Below are 18817 nucleotides of genomic sequence, written 5' to 3'. Positions count from 1 at the left end.
GAAAGGAGAGATGTGGCAATGGATGAAGACCAGAAACAGCAAATTGTGACTTATATGAAGGAGGAAGCTGTCAAACCACTGTCTACTGAAGAACTGCAGGAAGTATTTGAAGCTTCTGGTTCCGAGTCGTTCCGTGCCCTGGTAAAACAATTGAATGAACTTGAAGATGAAGGAAAGATTGTTCGTACCCGCAGTAATCGCTACGGGATACCAGAAAAAATGAATTTAATGAAAGGAACCGTGCAAGCACACCAAAAAGGCTTTGCCTTCATCTTACCGGAGGAAGAAGACCTCGAAGATGTATTTGTGCCTCCTAACGAGCTGAACGGGGCGATGAACAAAGATACTGTGTTAGTTCGTAAACAGGACGGTCCCCAGGGTGGGCGCCAGGAAGGCACAGTCGTCCGTATTCTAGAGCGTGGCACCACCAGGGTGGTCGGCACCTATATCGATTATGAAAATTATGGCTTTGTGGAGGCCGACGATAAGCACATCGCAAATGATATATTCATCCCGAAAGGCCAAGCAAATGGAGCCGTTGACGGGCATAAAGTCATCATTGAAATCACTAAATTCCCAGAAGGTCGTTTTAGCGCCGAAGGTATGGTTGTTACGATAATCGGGCATAAAAACGACCCGGGAACAGACATTTTAGCGATCATCCATAAGCATGAGTTACCGGGGGATTTTCCCGAAGAAGCATTAGAACAAGCCAATAATACCCCCGATGAAATTGAGGAAAGTGAAGTAAGCCGCAGACGTGACTTACGCGACGAACGGATCGTTACAATTGACGGGGCGGATGCAAAGGATTTAGATGACGCCGTTCAAGTGGAAAAGCTAGAGAATGGCAATTATAAATTAGGGGTGCACATTGCCGATGTCACTCATTATGTAAAAGAAGATTCGCCGATCGACCAGGAAGCCTATGAGCGGGCAACAAGTGTATATTTGGTCGACCGCGTGATTCCGATGATCCCTCACCGTCTGTCCAACGGAATCTGCAGTTTAAATCCGCAAGTAGATCGCTTGGTACTTTCCTGCACGATGGAGATTTCTCCAGAAGGTGATGTAGTCAGCCATGACATCTTTGAAGGGGTTATTCGCACCAATGCGCGCATGACTTATACAGAAGTACGGGAAATCCTTGAAGGAGAAAATGAAGAAACCACGGAAAAATACCGTGACCTTGTGCCGTTTTTTGAAGATATGGCTGAGCTTGCTGAGATTCTTCGTAAAAAACGTACGCGCCGCGGTGCGATTGATTTTGATTTTAAGGAAGCAGGCGTGGAAGTAAATGAAGAAGGGCGTCCAACTGATGTGAAATTGCGGGAGCGCTCTGTAGCGGAGCGGTTAATTGAAGAATTTATGCTTGCTGCTAACGAGACAGTAGCAGAGCACTTCCATTGGTTGAAGCTGCCGGCCATTTACCGTATTCACGAGGACCCGGACGCCGACAAGTTGCAGAACTTCCTTGAATTCATTACGAATTTCGGTTATGCCGTAAAAGGAAAAGCAGATGACATTCATCCGCGTGCGCTTCAGGAAGTGCTTGAAGAAGTAAAAGGTGAACCAGAAGAAGCTGTCATCAGTACCGTGATGCTTCGTTCGATGCAGCAAGCAAAATATGACCCAAGCAACGTCGGTCATTTTGGCCTGGCCGCTAATTTCTACACTCATTTTACATCACCCATCCGTCGCTATCCGGACTTAATCGTTCATCGTTTGATTCGGACGTATTTGGTTGAAGGGGATACGAGCGAACGAACGCAGCGCCACTGGAATGACAATCTTCCGGAGGTTGCCAAACATTCCTCAGAGCGAGAACGACGGGCAGTAGATGCTGAGCGTGAAGTGGATGACTTGAAGAAAACTGAATTCATGCAGGATAAAATCGGTGAAGAATTCACTGGATTTGTAAGCGGTGCTGCCAACTTTGGCCTTTTTGTGGAATTGGAGAATACAATCGAAGGGTTGGTACATGTCAGCTATTTAACCGATGATTATTATAGCTATGACCAAAAGCAATATGCGTTAATTGGTGAAAGAACGGGCAATATGTTCCGAATTGGCGACCAGATTGACGTACGCGTCATTAATGTGAATGTAGATGAACGTGCGGTTGATTTTGAAATTATCGGGATGCCCGCGAGAAAACAACGCAAGAAAAAAGAGTCACCAACGGTTATTAAAGGGACAAAAGATACAGAGGCACCTGGCAAAAATGGTGGCGGCAAGAAAAAAAAGAAAGACGAGGGTCAAAAAAAGAAAGGACGTAACAACAAAGGCGGAAAGAAAAAAAAGAAAGCAAATAAATAATCAAAGAGTGGCTGCCAGCTGAAAAGAAGCAAAGCTTTACCAGCAGGCAGCCTTGCTGTCTTTTTGCTCCGTAACAATGTATAAATAGTTGAAAGAATCGGTATACATACAACGAAGGCTCAGCCTGCGCCGTAAGCTTGGCTTTGCCAAGTTTTCTTTACATGTTTTCATCCATATATATAATAGCCGGACTTCTTACAGCCGAAAACATTGGCATTTGACGGTTTTAAGATGGCTTTGCTATGATGAATGAATGAATCTCGAAAAACGGAGTGCGATGCGACATGGCGACAAAAAAGAAAAATAAGGGCGATACAAAGCCACCAAGCACGGAAGGAAAGCTGGTCGCTCAAAATAAAAAAGCACGGCATGATTTTACAATTGAAGAAACCTTTGAAGCAGGTATTGAGTTAAAGGGTACGGAAATTAAATCGATCCGGGCCGGACGTGCAAATTTAAAAGACGGGTTTGCCCGAATTGAAGGCGGAGAAGTCATGCTTCATAATGTCCATATCAGCCCCTATGAACAAGGTAACCGTCATAATCATGATCCGCTTAGAACGAGACGTTTGCTGCTCCACAAAAAAGAAATAAAAAAGCTGATCGGAAAATCGCAACAAGAAGGATATTCGATCGTTCCGCTCAAATTATACATTAAAAATGGCTTTGCCAAAGTATTAATTGGGCTTGGAAAAGGGAAAAAGAAATATGACAAGCGTGAAGCGCTCAAACAAAAAACGATGAAGCGAGAAGTAGATAAGGCGCTTGGTCAACGAGCAAAAGGCATGTAAATGAAATAAAAATGACGGTTGGCAAGCAACGTTTTCTGTGCTATAATTATTTGTCCAACGGGATGGAAGTTGAACTGTCTAAGACAGTCCGCTCCTAACCGTTCATTTACCCATTTGGGGACGATACGGATTCGACAGGAATAGGTCGAGCTTAGGCTGCGAGCCGAGCTGGCAAACTCGCTAAAATGCCACCGCCAATAATAACTGGCAAAAACGAAGAAAACCTCGCAGTAGCTGCATAAGTAGTTACTAGCGGATCCTTCCCTTCATCCCCTGTGTGAAGGATTGAAGGGTCTCACTCAATAGCAGGGTACGCCTTCTGGCCACCGTCTGAGGCCGGAAGGAAGAGACTAATCAGACTAGCCACATGGAAGCCTGTCGCTAGGCCGAAGTGATGGCGAATGATAATATAGCGACTACGCTCGTAGAGGTCTAAGTGCCGATATTTCTGGACGCGGGTTCGACTCCCGCCGTCTCCACCAATACTTACAGGATGACGGTATGACCAGCTTATAAACAGTTGACATACGGCAGGTTGAACCAGCAATTAACAAAGTTTCCATTTTCCAGTGAGTGGTGGAATGGAGACATATATTTGACTTTTTAACAGGTGCTAACTCATAGCACCTGTTTTTTAATGCTGAGCTATTGCCAGTTAGACCCTTGTACTCCTTTAATTGAGTCACTTTATGCTCTTGCCTACATATATTACTATTAATGAATTTGTTAAAGGGAGGGGTAAGTGTTGGGTATGGATAAGGGAAAAGAAAGCATAAGTCCTACCATGTATATCGTTACACCTCATACTCGAAGAAAATTTAACGGGAACCAATGGGTCTATTATCATAGTAGAATGGACATTTTAGCTGATGAACAAAGAAAATTAAATGATAAGTTTTGTGATTTGAAGGATGAGTGTTCAAACATTAAGAATCAAATGGTTGGGGGAATTAATAATCAGGAGAGAATAACCTGGTCCTTAACAAAGCAAATGAGTGAGTTTGAAGCACTGCTAGCCCAGTTTAATCAGCGTCTTAACTTGCAAGATAAGTCAAAACAGGAACTTTTTGAACGTATAGAAGACCAAGATGCTGCGAATGAAGAATTGAATCATTTAGTTGATGAGCAAAAAGAGATCAATAAGGAACTAAATAAACGTATAGAAAATTACGATGCCGCTCATGAGGACTTATCTCATCAATTTGAGGAACAAAGCCAGATAAACCAAGAATTGGAATCGAAAGTCGAGCATATGTTAAAAGTAAGTGATCCCTTTATGGATATTTTAAAAACCATGCCATACAATTACCCAGTTCATCAAATTATTATAAGCGGAAGTCCCGTAAATGTATCTAAATTTGTAAGTTTAGACACCTCTAATGGAATTGCGTATTTTTTAAAAGATGATGAGTTGGAAAGTGTTGCTGTAGAAAAGATAGACGCTATTAAATGGTAATTTTGATTAAAACAACCGTGTATGATGGCCATTACCCAGTTGGTTGGGATTTTCTATGTAATTTCACTTAACTTTGTTTAACAAAGCGATGTGGTAAAAATATGGTTAGTCTTTAAAAGAGAGTATAGGCAAAGAAAAAAGCCCATACTCTCTTTTTCAAGTTTGTTTTTCGACTGATATTTAATCCATTTTAAGGCCGCTAATTTTTGAGCAGTCGTAAACTTTTGTTTCAGCTCCGTTTCTAAAAATGGTGATTCCAGTCGCTTCATCATAAGACACGAAGTTGGTAACATTTTCACTTTGTCCTTGCAGTATTACTGTACTAACAGGAAAGTCAGTTGGAAACGAATTTAACAGTTCGCTTACCTCTCCGTAATTACTATTACCCATAAGGGATGCTCCTTTCTTAAGGTTTTGATTGTAAATAGGTGGCTTTATAATCATTTAGTAAATGACAGCTGTTATCAATCTTTATTTAAAAGCGCCAGCTGTTAATAGAACGAAAGGTACTAATAAGGCTGGAGGGGGTGGTAATTGAGAAGGTTTTTTATACGCTCAGAATGATCTATTCTTGTTGGTATACATTAAGGCGAAAAGGGTATGATTAAGCAAGTGGCGCAGCCAAAAGACATTTGTAGAGTAAGAATTAAGCTAAGGTCTAAGGTTAGATGTTATTGCTTATAAAATGAGAGTGAGAGCATAACTTATTAATTATCCTCATTTTCACCATTTGGATCTTCGTCTAAGAGAAGGCCGGTAATTCTGGAGGAATCAAAAACTTTTGTTTCGCTGCCATTTTTAAAGAGCACGAGACCGGTTACGTCATCAAAACCTAAAAAGTTTGTAACTTCTTCACTTTGCCCTTGCAGCTCTACTTCATGGACAACATAATTAATAGGAAAAGATCTTAATACATCAGTAATGCTGTTGTTCCCTTTGTCACTCATAACATACTCTCCTTTTCAACAATTTCCTCTCTTCATGTAATGAAGCAAAAATTTTCAAATCTACTCGGGGAGAAAGGTATAGAAACAGTCAGAAAGCAAATTCAACTTGATTTAAAAAAAGTAGAGGCAAAAAGCCCATACCGTCCAATTACATACCTGTTTCTATCTGGCTTAATTCATATCAAATCCAGTAATTTTCCAATATTCAACAACTTTTGTCTCTGCGCCATTTTTAAAAATGGCGACCCCGTTTTCTTCATCAAACGTTAAGAAATTTGTAACGTCTTCCTCCTGTTCTTCTATAACCACCTTGTTAATAGGATAGTTCATGGGAAAAGTTTTTAAGACCTCGTAAATGTTAGTGTTCCCAGTATTTTTATCACCCATAAAGTATCCCCCTTTTTTTAAAATTTCCTGGTTCATGACTAACTAGGATACTGTAGTGTATGATGTATTTTCCCAATGGGTAGTAGTTTTAAGGATTTTTAGGAAAAGGGGCTTTTGCCTATATTCTAGCAATTCTCAATAGAATAAAAAGCCGCTTGCACTTTTTACCACGTACTACTATAGAAAAAAGGTGGCAAGTTCATGTGTTTGTTTCAGGGTGTAAAAACGATTTCCTCTTAGCCACTGTAAACAGCAGTATAATGTGTTTTTATAAGAGAATGACTTGCCTTTTTAAATAAGGTAACTCGCCACTTGAGGGAATGGTATGATCCTGGTTTATTAAAAACGAGAAGAGGATTGATGGTTGCTGTTTTTGGAAGTAGAAAATGGTACAGCGGCAGGCCTGGAGGCATAGGGAGGGACCGCAATTTATTAAGAAATAGCGGCTTAAAGAAATATGCCTCCCTTACCATCAGTTACAGTGTTTTGTTTTTCAAAGGGGTGTCTCTAAAGCATCATTGACACATTGAGAGACTTCTTTTTTGAACGATTTTTGTTTTTTTCCTTTCCTTTTTGTTGTTTTTTATCTTTTTTGGAAGTTTTCTTCTGCTTTTTATCCTCAGACAAGCTGCCTTTATCATTAGAATTCCGGGAATTCCAAACAATTTTCACCTTGCCTCCGGTTTGGATGGTGACTAGTTGTGAAGTTTCCACAGCTTTTATTTCGTTAGCATTCGGTTCGGATGGATCAGCTTCATTGATTTCTATATCAAAGGCAGGCGCTTCAGCAGGAACGGCTTCCTCGGTTTCTGCCTCAGCAGCAGGTGGTTTGGAAAGAAGAGAATCCTCAGTTTCCGTCTCAGCAGCAAGTGGTTCGGAAAGGAGAGAATCCTCAGTTTCTGCCTCAGCAGCAAGTGGTTCAGAAAGAACGGAATCCTCAGTTTCTGCCTCAGCAGCAGATGGTTCAGGAAGGACGGCTTCCTCGGTTTCTGCCTCAGCAGCAGGTGGTTCAGAAAGAACGGAATCCTCAGTTTCTGCCTCAGCAGCAGATGGTTCAGAAAGAACGGAATCCTCAGTTTCTGCCTCAGGATCGATTTCTATATCAGCGGCTGCTGCTTTTAAAGCTTCCGTCTCTTCTAACTGCTCGTCATGGGCAGGCGCATGCTCCATCTCTTCCCACACTGCTGAAATATCATTAACTACTCGATCCCAAGTGTAATGTTTTTCAGCTAAGTTTCGGCCATGTCTGCCCATTGATTTGGCTAGAGACGGGTTTGAAAGAAGATATGATAAGTGTTTTACAAATTCATCTGTATCTGCCGGCTGCTCTACTAATATCCCGTTTTTGGATGGTTCAATAACTTCACTGTTTCCTCCACGGTTGGTCGTAATGATTGGCAAGCCCGCTGCCATCGCTTCGTAATGTACTCTAGCAAGAGGCTCTTGCCATTGTGAGGTACAGACAAAAATGTCAGAAGCGACAAACCAATCTTGAATTTGGTCTGGTGCTACAAAGCCTGTTTGAATAACTGGAATCGGGAGCCGTTCAGCCAAAGCGCGCACATAAGCAATATAATCTGTGATTGAGTCATCACTGAACCATTTACTTCCCATAATTACAAGGGCCACATTTTTGTGCTTCTTTACTAAGTCCGGGATCGCACGAATTAGTACGTCAAGTCCTTTGTTAGGTGAAATTCGGCCAGCGTATAATATTACTTTTTTGGAAGTAAGGTTATGCTCCTTGCGCATTCTTGTGCTTATATTTTGGCCTTTTGTTGAGTAGGCAGGGACGAAACGGTCAAGGTCTACACCTGAATAGATGGTTTGCAGCTTTGGTTCGGCTTCGGGAAAAAAGCCTTGGATCGTTTCCGCGATATAATTGCTGATGGTAATAATTTTATCTACTTTTTTTACGGCTGAAGCGCCTTCTTCATGATCAATTTTTTCAGGCTTGAACATATCATTGTGCATGCTTAATACAATTTTTGAGGTTGGAGCAAGGTCACGCACAGCGTTTATCAGGCGGGGGCGGTTAAAAATATGAATGAGGTCATATTTTTCCGAGGTGTCTTTTAAAAACTGAGCTACATTTTCTCGATAAAGTTCTAACAGGCCACCTTCTACGCGAAAGTAGCGAACCCCATCTCTGGTTTCTTCTTGAGAAAGATCCTGATCGCTTCGTCCTAAAACGGTAATGTTGTGGTTTTTCTTTAAGGCAGGAAGAGAACCATCAATATACGTTTGGATGGCCCCGCCGCGTATAGCAGGGACAGGCAATTTTTCTGTACAAATGATTAACACGTTCATTTAAAAGTAGGGCCTCCTTTTCTGTCGCTGGCAAGCTCTTGTAAAACTGGCCACTTCTTTTCCTCAAGTTCAATGACAGTGGGCAGTTCATCAACTTCCGTAGTTAGAAATGTCGGCGGATCGTAGATAATATCTTTTACATGTTTATAAAACAAATTCGGCATCGACAAATCGATAAGCAGCATTTCATACGTTTCATCGGTTATCGGATGAGCTTGCTCATAGGCTGTGATCATTTCTCGTATCCAGTTTATATCCCATTCCCCTAGAGCGTGTATGCGCTCCTCTATCAGCTTTCTTAAATCGCGGATGGGGATATCGAAAGCTACTCCATCCAAGTCAATAATCCACATGCCTTCATCGCCCATTTGCGCATTGGACCAGCCGTAGTCTTGGTGAACAAGGGCTGCATCTTCAATGCCGCGAGCTGCAATCTCATGATAGGAAGAGTTATTTAACCTGGCCCGTGCTTCTTGAACGTGTTTTTCAAACGTATCAAGTACGGACAGGATCGTTTGGCTTCCTGAGTATTCATCATAGGCGTTGGCTACGTTACGAAACCATTCCATCTTCAGTTCAACTCTTTCATAGGTTCTTGGCCAGCGGTGAAGCCGGGTTTGAATTTCTGCGTCAGCTGGAGGTTTGTAGCCTCTTGATAATTTATGAAACTCTCCTAATGCATAGCAAAGCTTTTTAGTCCCTTCTAAATCCTCAGCGACTTCCCGTAAATCTTCAATCCATTTGGCCACAAACCACAATTTCCCGCCCATTTCAACATAATCTTCTCCATCTTTTGTTTGCACAATAGCTGGAACTCTGGCTTTCTTTTCTTTAACTAAATAATTTTGTGCTCCCAGGCTGAATTTGCTTTTCATCGGCCTGCGGTGCAATATCTTTAAACTAAAAGGTCCTTTGTTTGTATCGATTTTCCAAATGGCTCCTCCTTGTTCGTCTTTAAGCGCCATTACAGTCCATTGCTGAACCTCGAAGTCATAAGATTTCACAACCTCTTTAGCCATTTCCTTAATATAATCAGGAACGTACAGTGGATCCAGGTTATTTTCAATGATTTCTTGGGCCCATGGTTTTATTAATTGAGGGTTATTCTTTCCGGCTGATTGATTTAAGCTGCTATTGTTTCCGACAGCTTGCGTTGAGGTGGGGGCCTGGTGCTCCGGTTTAGGAACGCTCCTATTTTCAGGCTTCTTATTGGAACGATTATTTTGGAGTTTATCTGCCACCTGTTTCTCTCTCCTTTGCGTTATAGTCGTAACATTTACTTTCGAAAAATAAATGTCGCAGGATTAATCCATATCCACTGCTGGTTTTTTGGAACAGTGGTTCTTCGCATAGTAATAGTATCCTATTAAAAACAGAGTCAAATGTTGTAAATCAGTCGTTTATAAATCAAAGAATTTTTAAGGCAAATGAACGGTAAAGATGGAAAGCCACGAATTAGCTTTATTTTAAAATGTACATTCATTGATCTGCCTAAGTTTAGGAGGGAGCTACATAGTTGTCTGGATCCAGCGTGATATCCTAAAAAAGCCGAGCCTATTGTGATTAAGGCTCGGCCCTTTTTGTTTTAGCAGAGGAGTTTCCGGAAGCAAAGACCCGGAAGATAAAACTTCTAGTTTCATTTCCGTCTCAGTCAAAGTGTTGCTGGATTCTTCTACGCCAAAAAGTGATGAAAGCCTGAATTTGACTTTTGGCTGCTTATCCCCTGAGTTTCGCCGTCGCCACTATTGAAGTGGACAATATAGTAAACGTAGGGTTTCGCAAAAAAGGAGATAGTTTCATGAAAATATTATTTATAGGAATGGGTTATGTAGGTACTACAATGGCAGTCGTTTTAGCGAATGCAGGGCATGAAGTTACCGGTTTAGATGTTGATAACGATAAAATTTCTTCCTTACAGAAGGGAGAATTATATTTTCATGAGCCAGGCCTGCAAACTATGCTCATGACACAACTTCAAAACAAAAACTTAACGTTTACTTCTGATCCTAAGGAAGCTGTTGAAACGAATGACGTTCTCTTTATTACCGTAGGTACACCATCTCAGCAGGACGGAAATGCAGACTTAACGTATGTAAAAAAAGCCGCCCAGATGATTGGGAGTTTTATAAACAAAACAAAAACTGTGATAGTAAAAAGTACGGTACCGATCGGAAGTACAGAAAAAATTGGCGAGTGGATTCATGAAGCAAGCCAAGGGCGTTTCGCTGTAAATATGGTTATGAATCCTGAGTTTCTAAGAGAAGGCAGTGCCGTGCAAGATGCTCTTAATCCAGATCGAATTGTGATAGGCAGCACCAACACAGCAGGACTTGATGATATGAAAACTATTTATAAAAGCTGGGACTGTCCGATTGTACAAACGACCACCCGGACAGCTGAAATGATCAAATACAGCTCAAATGCTTTCTTAGCTACTAAAATTTCTTTTATGAATGAGATAGCAAGACTGTGTGATCAGCTTCAAGTTAATGTGCGTGATGTGTCAAAAGGGGTGGGGCTGGACCATCGGATTGGGTCTGCTTTCTTACATGCTGGTTTAGGATATGGAGGTTCTTGCTTTCCTAAGGATGTAAAAGAATTATTATGGACAGCTGATGCTTACCAAAACCCTCTCCAGATTTTGAAAGAAGTAGAAACAGTTAATCAGACCCAACCTGATTATTTTTTAGGGAAAGTACGAGAAAAGTACCCTTCTTTAGCAGGGAAAAAGGTGACTCTACTCGGATTGGCTTTTAAGCCGGATACCGATGACACACGGGAATCTGTTTCATTTCCCATTATGAAACAATTAACAGATGAGAAGGCACAAGTGATTGTGCATGATCCAATTGTACAGCTGTCACCTTCGTGGCTAGCCCAAGGAGTTATCCAACACAGTGATCCTTATGAAGCTGTTAAAGGTGCTGATGTGATTATAATTTGTACAAATTGGCCTCAGTATGAGGAACTCGACTGGAAGAAAGTTACTGGATTAGTACGTCACCGTTTCATTTTTGATGGTAGAAACATGTTAGATGCCCAAGAAATGAAACGATTAAACTTTTATTATACAGGTATTGGTTATTCCTAATGCTCTGATTGGAAAGGAAGAAGAAAATGAAAGGTTTAATTCTAGCTGCAGGAAAAGGAACGAGATTAAGACCTTTATCTTACACTAAACCTAAACCACTATTGCCTGTTGCCAATCAATCAGTGATAAATTATGGAATTGAGCAATTATACAATTTGGGGATACGTGAGGTCGGGGTCGTTATTCACCCGTCACAAGAGGACATTTTTAAGAGGTATTTACAAATAAATTATAAAAAAGGTATTCACGTTCATTATATTTTTCAGCACGAACAAAAAGGGATTTCGCATGCTATTGGGGAGGCACAATCTTTTATCGGCTCAGAACCTTTTGTTGTTCTTTTAGGTGACAACTTAATAGATGAATCACTAACGTTATTAAAAGATCAATTTAATAAAAATGGTGTTCATGGAGCTGTAATGCTTAGTGAAGTGAACCGGCCCCAGGATTATGGTATAGCGGAAATAAAAAATGAAAGAATCATCAATGTTCAAGAAAAACCGCAAGCCCCCAAGTCTAATTTAGCTGTTATTGGAGTGTATATGTTTGATCCGGCGATTTTTACAGCCATTCAATCTATCTCTCCATCAGCAAGAGGGGAATATGAAATAACCGACGTGATTCAATGGATGATCGATAACGGTTGCACAGTCAATTACGTAAAAACAGATAAACCAACCTTTGACGTCGGGACGATGGAGCGCTGGTTGGATGCGAACCGGTGGAAACTCAAGCAAAAAGGAGATCAATGGGATAACGACTTTAACGGAAAATATCAAGATTCAATTATTATTCCTCCGGTTAAAATCGGGACCAATTGCCACATTGAAAATTCAATTATCGGACCATATACCTCGGTTGAATCTGATGTGACCATAAAAAACTCCTTTGTTCAAAACAGCATTATATTAAAAAATGCACGTGTGATTAGTGTTCCGTATGAAATCAAGGACAGTATAGTGGGGGAAAATACAGAGATAATCAGTAAAGAAATGAATGCTAATACCATGCAAGGAATTATTGGGGATCAGTCGTCTATTATTTTTTCGAACTCTGCTGCTAAAAGGAAAAAGAAATAAGAAGAGGTTGTCCAAAAGTGTTCACTGAAAGTGTGAAAACAAACAAGCAACCGGGATATGCGAGGCTCCTGCGGGAAAAGCAATGAGGCTATTGAAATAGTTAATTCGCCGCTATTCACATTCATCATTATACCATTTTCCTTATAGTGAGAAATAGTTGATGAGACCGGAGCAAGTCAGACTCCAGTGGATAGGGAAGTCAGGGCAAGAACAGTAGAGCAACGTACAAAGAGGATTGTCTACTTCTCCACGGAAGTGAGATTGCCTAAGCACCATCAACGCCTCATACAGGTTATAGTATAAAGGTAAACTTGTTTTTAAAGGAGAAGCAGTTTTTCAGCGGCCCTGAAAACGGGCAGCTGAAAATCCCGCAGTGAGCAGTTTTAGCTCATAAGGAGGCAAAATGTTGCCCCCAAGAAAGTACGTATTGCGGCCGGCTTGGCTGCGAACTTTACGGGATAGGAGAACTCCTTCTTGTATGCACAATTGGAACAGCAGAACGCAGAGAGCGCTGAAGATTAAGCAATAACTTAGTAATGAGAAAGATTTTGAGGTGAGGCTATGATTCTTATAACTGGAGTTGCCGGTTTTATTGGTTCACATGTTGCTAAGCGCCTGCTTGAAGAGGGGCATACTATTATTGGTATCGATAATATTAATGATTACTATAATGTTAAATTAAAAAAAGATCGTTTACATTTTTTGCAGCACAACCGTTTTACCTTTGAGCAACTAGAACGAGAAGATGGAGAGCGTATAAATGAATTATTTACCACCTACCGCCCTTCCATCGTTATTGATTTAGCGGCTCAGGCGGGTGTTCGTTATAGTTTAGAGAATCCACATGCTTATATTAATTCTAATATTGTAGGGTTTATGAATATATTGGAGGCTTGCCAGCAGCATGAAATTGAACACCTTATTTACGCTTCGTCGAGCTCTGTTTATGGGGCAAATACGAAGATGCCTTTTTCGGTCCGTGATAACGTTGACCATCCTGTAAGCTTATATGCAGCTACGAAAAAAGCAAATGAACTGATGGCTCACACGTACAGCCATCTTTACGGATTGCCAAGCACTGGGCTTCGTTTTTTTACGGTCTATGGTCCTTGGGGACGCCCAGACATGGCCTTATTCCGCTTCACAAAAGCCATATTAGAAGGGAAACCTATTCAAGTATATAATAATGGCAAGATGAAAAGAGACTTCACCTATATTGATGACATTGTGGAAGGCATTGTACGCCTGATCGATCATCCTCCCCAAGGAAACCTTGATTGGAATGGTGAGAAACCAGACCCGGGCAGCAGTTATGCACCATATAAACTGTACAATATAGGAAACAACACGCCTGTTAAACTTATGGATTTCATTACGGCCATTGAAAAAAAGCTTGGTATTTCAGCCGAGAAAGAATATCTGCCTTTACAGGACGGGGATGTACTTGCCACCTATGCAGATATAGAAGATTTAAGCGAGGCGGTGGGATACAAACCGAGAACTTCCATTGAAGACGGGGTTAGTAAATTTATCGATTGGTATAAAGCGTATTACAAGGTGGAATAAGGAGAAGGTTGAATGCTGTCATATAAGTGGCATTTCTTCTCTTTTTTTGTGTCTTCTTTTTCTTCTCGAAACAGCGAAGGAAGCTACTTGCACCTCTTATTAAAAACCGCTATGCTCAAATAGAGACACTATACTATGAGGTGATTTGACGTGACAGTGGAAAAAGGCGAACAAGCACCAGATTTTACCCTTCCGGCCAATAATGGCGAGAACGTTAGCTTATCGGATTTTCGCGGCAAGAATGTCGTGCTTTATTTCTATCCAAAAGACATGACGCCGGGCTGTACAACGCAGGCTTGTGACTTTCGCGACCGTCATGAAGAGTTCGAAAACCTCGATACGGTCATTCTTGGCGTCAGTCCTGATCCGGTAAACCGTCATGAGAAGTTTATCGACAAACATGGCTTGCCATTTTTATTGCTGGCTGATGAAGAACACGAAGCGGCAGAAGCATACGGCGTCTGGCAGTTAAAGAAAAACTTTGGCAAAGAGTACATGGGCATAGTTCGATCTACTTTTATTATTGATAAAGAAGGAAAGCTTAATTATGAATGGCGCAAAGTGAAGGTAGAAGGCCACGTAGAGGAGGCCTTGGAATACATTAAGGAGAATTTAAGTTAAATGAAGAACAGATCCTGTATTCGTAGTTAGCGCGTGCAGGATCTTTTTTAGCAATCGCCTCTTATCTTATGAGCTGCTCCTAAAAATCAATCAATTCTTCGCCGGTCTTTTCCCTCGCTTGCTCTTGCTACAACCACTCATTCCACTAATTATTTGCAAAAAAATAAAAAATAGATGCGTGGTCAGGGCGTAACTGCAATACATTCAGCTTGCATACATAGGTGAAATCTGACAAGGTAAAATAGAATAATGGTTTATTTTATGCATATTCTTGGCTGCAATAGAAATCATGGTCTTGATAGCTCAACAGGTTGCAGCAGTATACAAAAGGGTAAGGAGAATAACGACAAATAGGTGAAGGAGTGAATGGGATTGGCACATGTACTCGTAATTGGTGGAAGTGGAATGCTTGCTAACACAAGTCGTTGGCTGCTTGAACAAGGTCATCAAGTTTCGGTAGTGGGAAGGTCAGAGGAAAAGATACGAGCGATAGCTGAGGAGAAAGAACTGGCTCATTTGCTTTATCCAATTGTAGTGAATTACCGTAACCATAAGGAATTTCAGGAGAAAGTAACAGCTGTGGCTCACCAGTTGGGTCTAGCAGAAAAAGTAATAGCCTGGGTTCATCAGCCGGAAGAGGCCGTAATTGATATTGTTTGTAAAGAGGCACTTACTTCTCACGGTTCTTTTTTTCATATTGTTGGCAGTCACTCTGATGCAGCCGCTCTTCGAACCACCACTCCTGTACCTGAAACGGTAGACTACCATCTCATCCAGCTAGGCTTTATGATTGAACAAGAGCGTTCGCGCTGGCTTACGCATGTAGAGATATCAAAAGGCGTAATTGAAGCAATTCGGAAGAAGGAACAACGAAAAACTATCGGTGTCGTAGAACCGTGGGAACGTAGACCTTAATCAAGGAACCCTTCAAAGTTTGTGGCATCGTAATTAACAAGCCTTGCCTCTTGTATAAGGAAGAAGAAGTGGCTGCGATTGAACAGGTTGCGGTGCTCATAGGAAGAAGGGAGGGCTTTTCTCATTCATCTCAGTACCAACTTGAGCGGGAACGAGTTAGTACAGGAGATGTGGGCTGCTCGCTCCTTCTCCGCTGTGAATCTGACAATTGGAAGATCAAGATCGCCACACCATGAAGAAACAAAGCTGATTGTGAAAGTCAAAGGAGTAAAAAGATGCCTACCATAAAAGATATTGCAGAATTAGCAAATGTATCGCCTGCTACGGTATCGCGGGTGTTAAATAACTCTGGTTATGTAAGTTCGGCTGCCAGAAAGCGAGTCATCGAAGCGATTGAAAAAACTAATTATGTACCGAGCGAACATGCTAAATCACTTCGTACGAAAAAAACACAGGTGATAGGGGTTGTTATGCCTCGTTTAAGCACGGAGACGTCAAGTCGGGTCGTACATGGTATTGATAAGGTGTTGTCCGCCAAAGGGTACCAGATTTTGTTAGCGACCTCTGACTTATCCCCCGAAAAAGAAATTGACCAATTGCGGTTGTTACAAAGTAAGCAAGTTGAGGGGATTATTTTCCTGGCTACGAACGTGAGCGAAAATCTGCAAAAGGAGCTTTCTGAATTAGAAACGCCTCTTGTTGCGTTAGGGCAGGATTTGCCTGGTGTTTCGACGGTTTTATACGATGATTACCATGCCGCCTGCGATGTAGTGGACTGGTTTTTGGCGAAAGGGCACACAAAAATTGGATTTATTGGTGTCTCTGCACATGATGAAGCTGTCGGCAGAAAACGTCGCAACGGTTATCAAGCTCAAATGAATGAAGCAGCCCTTCCAGTAGAAAAAAGCTGGATGCAAGAAGCCAGTTTTGATATAGAATCTGGATATGAGGCAACTCGGAGAATGTTTAAAGAATCAACAACTACACCTACAGCTATCTTTGCCGTCACAGACCGTTTAGCAGTCGGCGCGATGGAATATATTAAACAAGCTGGCATGAGCATTCCAGAAGATGTAGCTTTGGCTGGGATTGGAGCTTCTGAGATTGGGAAATATGTCACCCCGCCGCTTGCTACTGTCGATTATGCCAACGAAGAAGCGGGAATGAAGGCTACCAATCTATTGTTGGATCATATTTCAAATGGCGACAATTCTCATAAAAAATTTGTCATGCCCTATGGACTTTTAGCGCGGGATAGTTTAGGATAGTCCTGAAATCGATTACAGGTTTTTATTTTTTTACTGGTGTGGAATCGATTCCACATTTTATTTCAGTCGCTGAAAATAGGAACATTTAACAAAGGACAGACTAAGAAAAGGAAATGTACCTTATCCAACAGGGCATTCGTTTTTCGAAGGAGTTCTGACAACTTAGGAAGGGGAGATTCTGGTGTCTGAAAATCGTAAAATTGCAAAAGAGCTGCTAGAAGCAGTTGGCGGCGTTGAAAACATATCATCTGTGGCACATTGTGCAACAAGGCTCCGTATCATGGTCCATGACAAAGAGAAAATTGATCAAGAGCGAGCGGAAAATGTCGATAAAGTTAAAGGGGCATTTTACAACTCCGGCCAATTCCAGGTCATCTTTGGAACGGGAACAGTGAACCGTATTTATGAAGAATTCTCGAAATTCGGGGTGACAGAGTCTTCAAAATCAGAGCAATCCGAGAAAGCAGACCAATCGAACAAAAATGCATTCCAACGCGCTATACGCACATTTGGTGACGTCTTCGTTCCAATTATTCCGGTCTTAGTTGCAACCGGTTTATTCATGGGGTTACGAGGTTTAATCCTGCAGGAACAAGTCCTTGCTCTTTTCGGACTAACCGAAGCAGACATACCACAAAACTTTATTGTACTGACAGAAGTTTTGACCGATACAGCCTTTGCCTTTTTGCCTGCACTGGTTGCTTGGTCAGCGTTTAGAGTATTTGGAGGAAGCCCTATTATAGGGATTGTACTGGGGTTAATGCTTGTAAACCCGGAACTTCCTAATGCATGGGCAGTGGCTGAAGGAGCAGCAGAGCCGCTTATGATCGGTTTTATCCCAATTGAAGGATACCAAGGGTCGGTACTGCCAGCCTTTATTGCCGGTCTGCTCGGGGCAAAACTGGAAAAATGGATTAGAAAACGAGTGCCAGAAGCACTTGATTTGATCGTAACGCCATTTTTAACATTGCTTATCATGATCACTGTGTTGCTGTTTGCGCTTGGCCCAATCTTAAGTGGAATTGAAGATATTATTATGTCAGGTACGGTTTGGGTGCTTGATTTACCATTTGGTCTCGCTGGTCTATTGATTGGTTTTTTCCACCAGATTATTGTTATTACCGGTGTTCATCACATCTTTAACTTCTTGGAGATTCAGTTGCTGGAATCATATGGAAGTAATCCGTTTAATGCTATCATGTCTTGTGCGATTGCAGCTCAGGGGGCAGCAGCGCTTGCCGTTGGTTTGAAGACACGTGCGAAGAAGTTAAAAGCACTTGCACTTCCTTCATCTCTTTCTGCCTTTTTAGGCATTACAGAACCAGCTATCTTCGGTGTAAACTTGCGCTACATGAAGCCATTTTTAATGGGACTCATTGGCGGTGGTGTTGGTGGTTTCTTTGCTTCGATTATAAGTTTGGAAGCGACAGGAATGGCCATTACTGTGATCCCAGGTTCACTACTGTATTTAAATGAACAATTCATTCTTTATATTGCCGCGAATCTGCTTGCAGCTGCTGTAGCATTTACGCTGACGTGGATGTTTGGTTATTCTGATAAAATGAAAGAGGAAATTGATGAAACGTGATAGCAATAAAACGACAAAACTTCATTAGCGTGGCAATCCTTTCGACAGGTTCTTCGGTCGTTATATAGCCACTTAATTAACAGAGTTATGGATTTTTTATCCATCTGCTCTCTTGCCGAGGAAAGAGAGCAAGGGGAGCACCTGAAAAGAGCAATATCAGGAACACGTGAAAGGGGTTGTCCCAAAAGGGCAGCTCCTTTTCTAGTCCTCATGTAAAAACGGGCTGATCTCGTTTGCGCCGCTGCCATATCGCAAATACAGGAGGGGGAATGCGCGAAGCCGCACTCATTGGCGGTGACACCGCACTGGAATGCAGTAACACCACACTCGGTTCGCGAGACGCGGCACTCGGTTCGCGAGACGCCACACTCGGGTTGGGCGACGCCACACTCGGTTCGCGAGACGCGGCACTCGGTTTGCGTGACGCCACACTCGGGTTGGGCGACGCCACATTCGGTTCGTGTGACGCCGCACTCCGT

At 41.9% G+C, this 18817-nt stretch carries 15 protein-coding genes and 1 other RNA gene; 11 read left to right on the top strand and 5 right to left on the bottom strand.

Annotated features, from left to right (window positions below):
- The first annotated feature begins 18 nt into the window (after positions 1 to 18).
- The 4 genes from rnr (at position 19) to D469_RS0103095 (ending at position 4566) form a co-directional block, all read left to right on the top strand.
- Positions 19 to 2319 carry a ribonuclease R gene (gene rnr, locus D469_RS19470; protein ID WP_018921905.1) on the top strand — a complete coding sequence of 767 codons (2301 nt, stop codon included), beginning with the start codon at positions 19 to 21 and terminating at the stop codon, positions 2317 to 2319.
- Between the two features lie 284 nt (positions 2320 to 2603).
- Positions 2604 to 3110, top strand: coding sequence for an SsrA-binding protein SmpB (smpB, locus tag D469_RS0103100; protein ID WP_018921904.1), 507 nt, complete (start codon positions 2604 to 2606; stop codon positions 3108 to 3110).
- A 116-nt stretch (positions 3111 to 3226) separates the two neighbouring features.
- Positions 3227 to 3592: a transfer-messenger RNA gene (gene ssrA, locus D469_RS21445) on the top strand.
- Between the two features lie 263 nt (positions 3593 to 3855).
- The gene (locus D469_RS0103095) at positions 3856 to 4566 is read left to right on the top strand and encodes a hypothetical protein (protein WP_018921903.1); all 711 of its coding nucleotides are present in this window, start codon (positions 3856 to 3858) and stop codon (positions 4564 to 4566) included.
- A gap of 180 nt (positions 4567 to 4746) precedes the next feature.
- Here the strand turns inward: D469_RS0103095 and D469_RS0103090 are convergent, their stop codons facing one another.
- The 5 genes from D469_RS0103090 to D469_RS0103070 all read right to left on the bottom strand — a co-directional run bounded on the left by D469_RS0103090 (position 4747) and on the right by D469_RS0103070 (position 9451).
- The gene (locus D469_RS0103090; RefSeq protein WP_018921902.1) at positions 4747 to 4956 is read right to left on the bottom strand and encodes a hypothetical protein; all 210 of its coding nucleotides are present in this window, start codon (positions 4954 to 4956) and stop codon (positions 4747 to 4749) included.
- A gap of 317 nt (positions 4957 to 5273) precedes the next feature.
- Positions 5274 to 5513 carry a hypothetical protein gene (locus D469_RS0103085; RefSeq protein ID WP_018921901.1) on the bottom strand — a complete coding sequence of 80 codons (240 nt, stop codon included), beginning with the start codon at positions 5511 to 5513 and terminating at the stop codon, positions 5274 to 5276.
- 171 nt (positions 5514 to 5684) lie between these two features.
- A complete protein-coding gene (locus D469_RS0103080; RefSeq protein WP_018921900.1) occupies positions 5685 to 5900 on the bottom strand; it encodes a hypothetical protein in 216 nt (71 codons plus the stop codon).
- A 507-nt stretch (positions 5901 to 6407) separates the two neighbouring features.
- Positions 6408 to 8210 (bottom strand): glycosyltransferase family 4 protein, encoded by a 1803-nt coding sequence (locus D469_RS20895; RefSeq protein WP_018921899.1) that lies wholly within the window; start codon positions 8208 to 8210, stop codon positions 6408 to 6410.
- Entirely contained in the window at positions 8207 to 9451 is a 1245-nt protein-coding gene (locus tag D469_RS0103070) for a CotS family spore coat protein (RefSeq protein ID WP_018921898.1), read from the bottom strand. The genes D469_RS20895 and D469_RS0103070 overlap by 4 nt, the downstream gene beginning before the upstream one ends.
- A gap of 557 nt (positions 9452 to 10008) precedes the next feature.
- Between D469_RS0103070 and D469_RS0103065 the strand changes: the two genes are divergently transcribed.
- The 7 genes from D469_RS0103065 to D469_RS0103035 all read left to right on the top strand — a co-directional run bounded on the left by D469_RS0103065 (position 10009) and on the right by D469_RS0103035 (position 18338).
- Positions 10009 to 11301, top strand: a complete 1293-nt coding sequence (locus D469_RS0103065; RefSeq protein WP_018921897.1) for a UDP-glucose dehydrogenase family protein — start codon at positions 10009 to 10011, stop codon at positions 11299 to 11301.
- Positions 11302 to 11327: 26 nt separating this feature from the next.
- Positions 11328 to 12380: a glucose-1-phosphate thymidylyltransferase gene (locus tag D469_RS0103060; protein ID WP_018921896.1), complete on the top strand. Its 1053-nt coding sequence runs from the start codon at positions 11328 to 11330 to the stop codon at positions 12378 to 12380.
- Positions 12381 to 12941: 561 nt separating this feature from the next.
- On the top strand, positions 12942 to 13946 hold the full coding sequence (locus D469_RS0103055) for an NAD-dependent epimerase (RefSeq protein WP_018921895.1): 1005 nt from the start codon (positions 12942 to 12944) through the stop codon (positions 13944 to 13946).
- Positions 13947 to 14096: 150 nt separating this feature from the next.
- Positions 14097 to 14567: a thioredoxin-dependent thiol peroxidase gene (bcp, locus tag D469_RS0103050; protein ID WP_018921894.1), complete on the top strand. Its 471-nt coding sequence runs from the start codon at positions 14097 to 14099 to the stop codon at positions 14565 to 14567.
- A 372-nt stretch (positions 14568 to 14939) separates the two neighbouring features.
- A complete protein-coding gene (locus D469_RS0103045) occupies positions 14940 to 15482 on the top strand; it encodes a Rossmann-fold NAD(P)-binding domain-containing protein (RefSeq protein ID WP_026286073.1) in 543 nt (180 codons plus the stop codon).
- A 275-nt stretch (positions 15483 to 15757) separates the two neighbouring features.
- Positions 15758 to 16750, top strand: a complete 993-nt coding sequence (locus D469_RS0103040; protein WP_018921892.1) for a LacI family DNA-binding transcriptional regulator — start codon at positions 15758 to 15760, stop codon at positions 16748 to 16750.
- 181 nt (positions 16751 to 16931) lie between these two features.
- Complete coding sequence (locus D469_RS0103035; RefSeq protein WP_018921891.1) at positions 16932 to 18338, top strand: sucrose-specific PTS transporter subunit IIBC; 1407 nt, start codon at positions 16932 to 16934, stop codon at positions 18336 to 18338.
- Positions 18339 to 18817 lie beyond the last annotated feature (479 nt).

It is taken from the genome of Salsuginibacillus kocurii DSM 18087, assembly GCF_000377705.1.
In the GTDB taxonomy this organism is placed as follows: Bacteria; Bacillota; Bacilli; order Bacillales; family Marinococcaceae; genus Salsuginibacillus; species Salsuginibacillus kocurii.
This window is presented reverse-complemented; position numbering and strand designations above follow the sequence as displayed.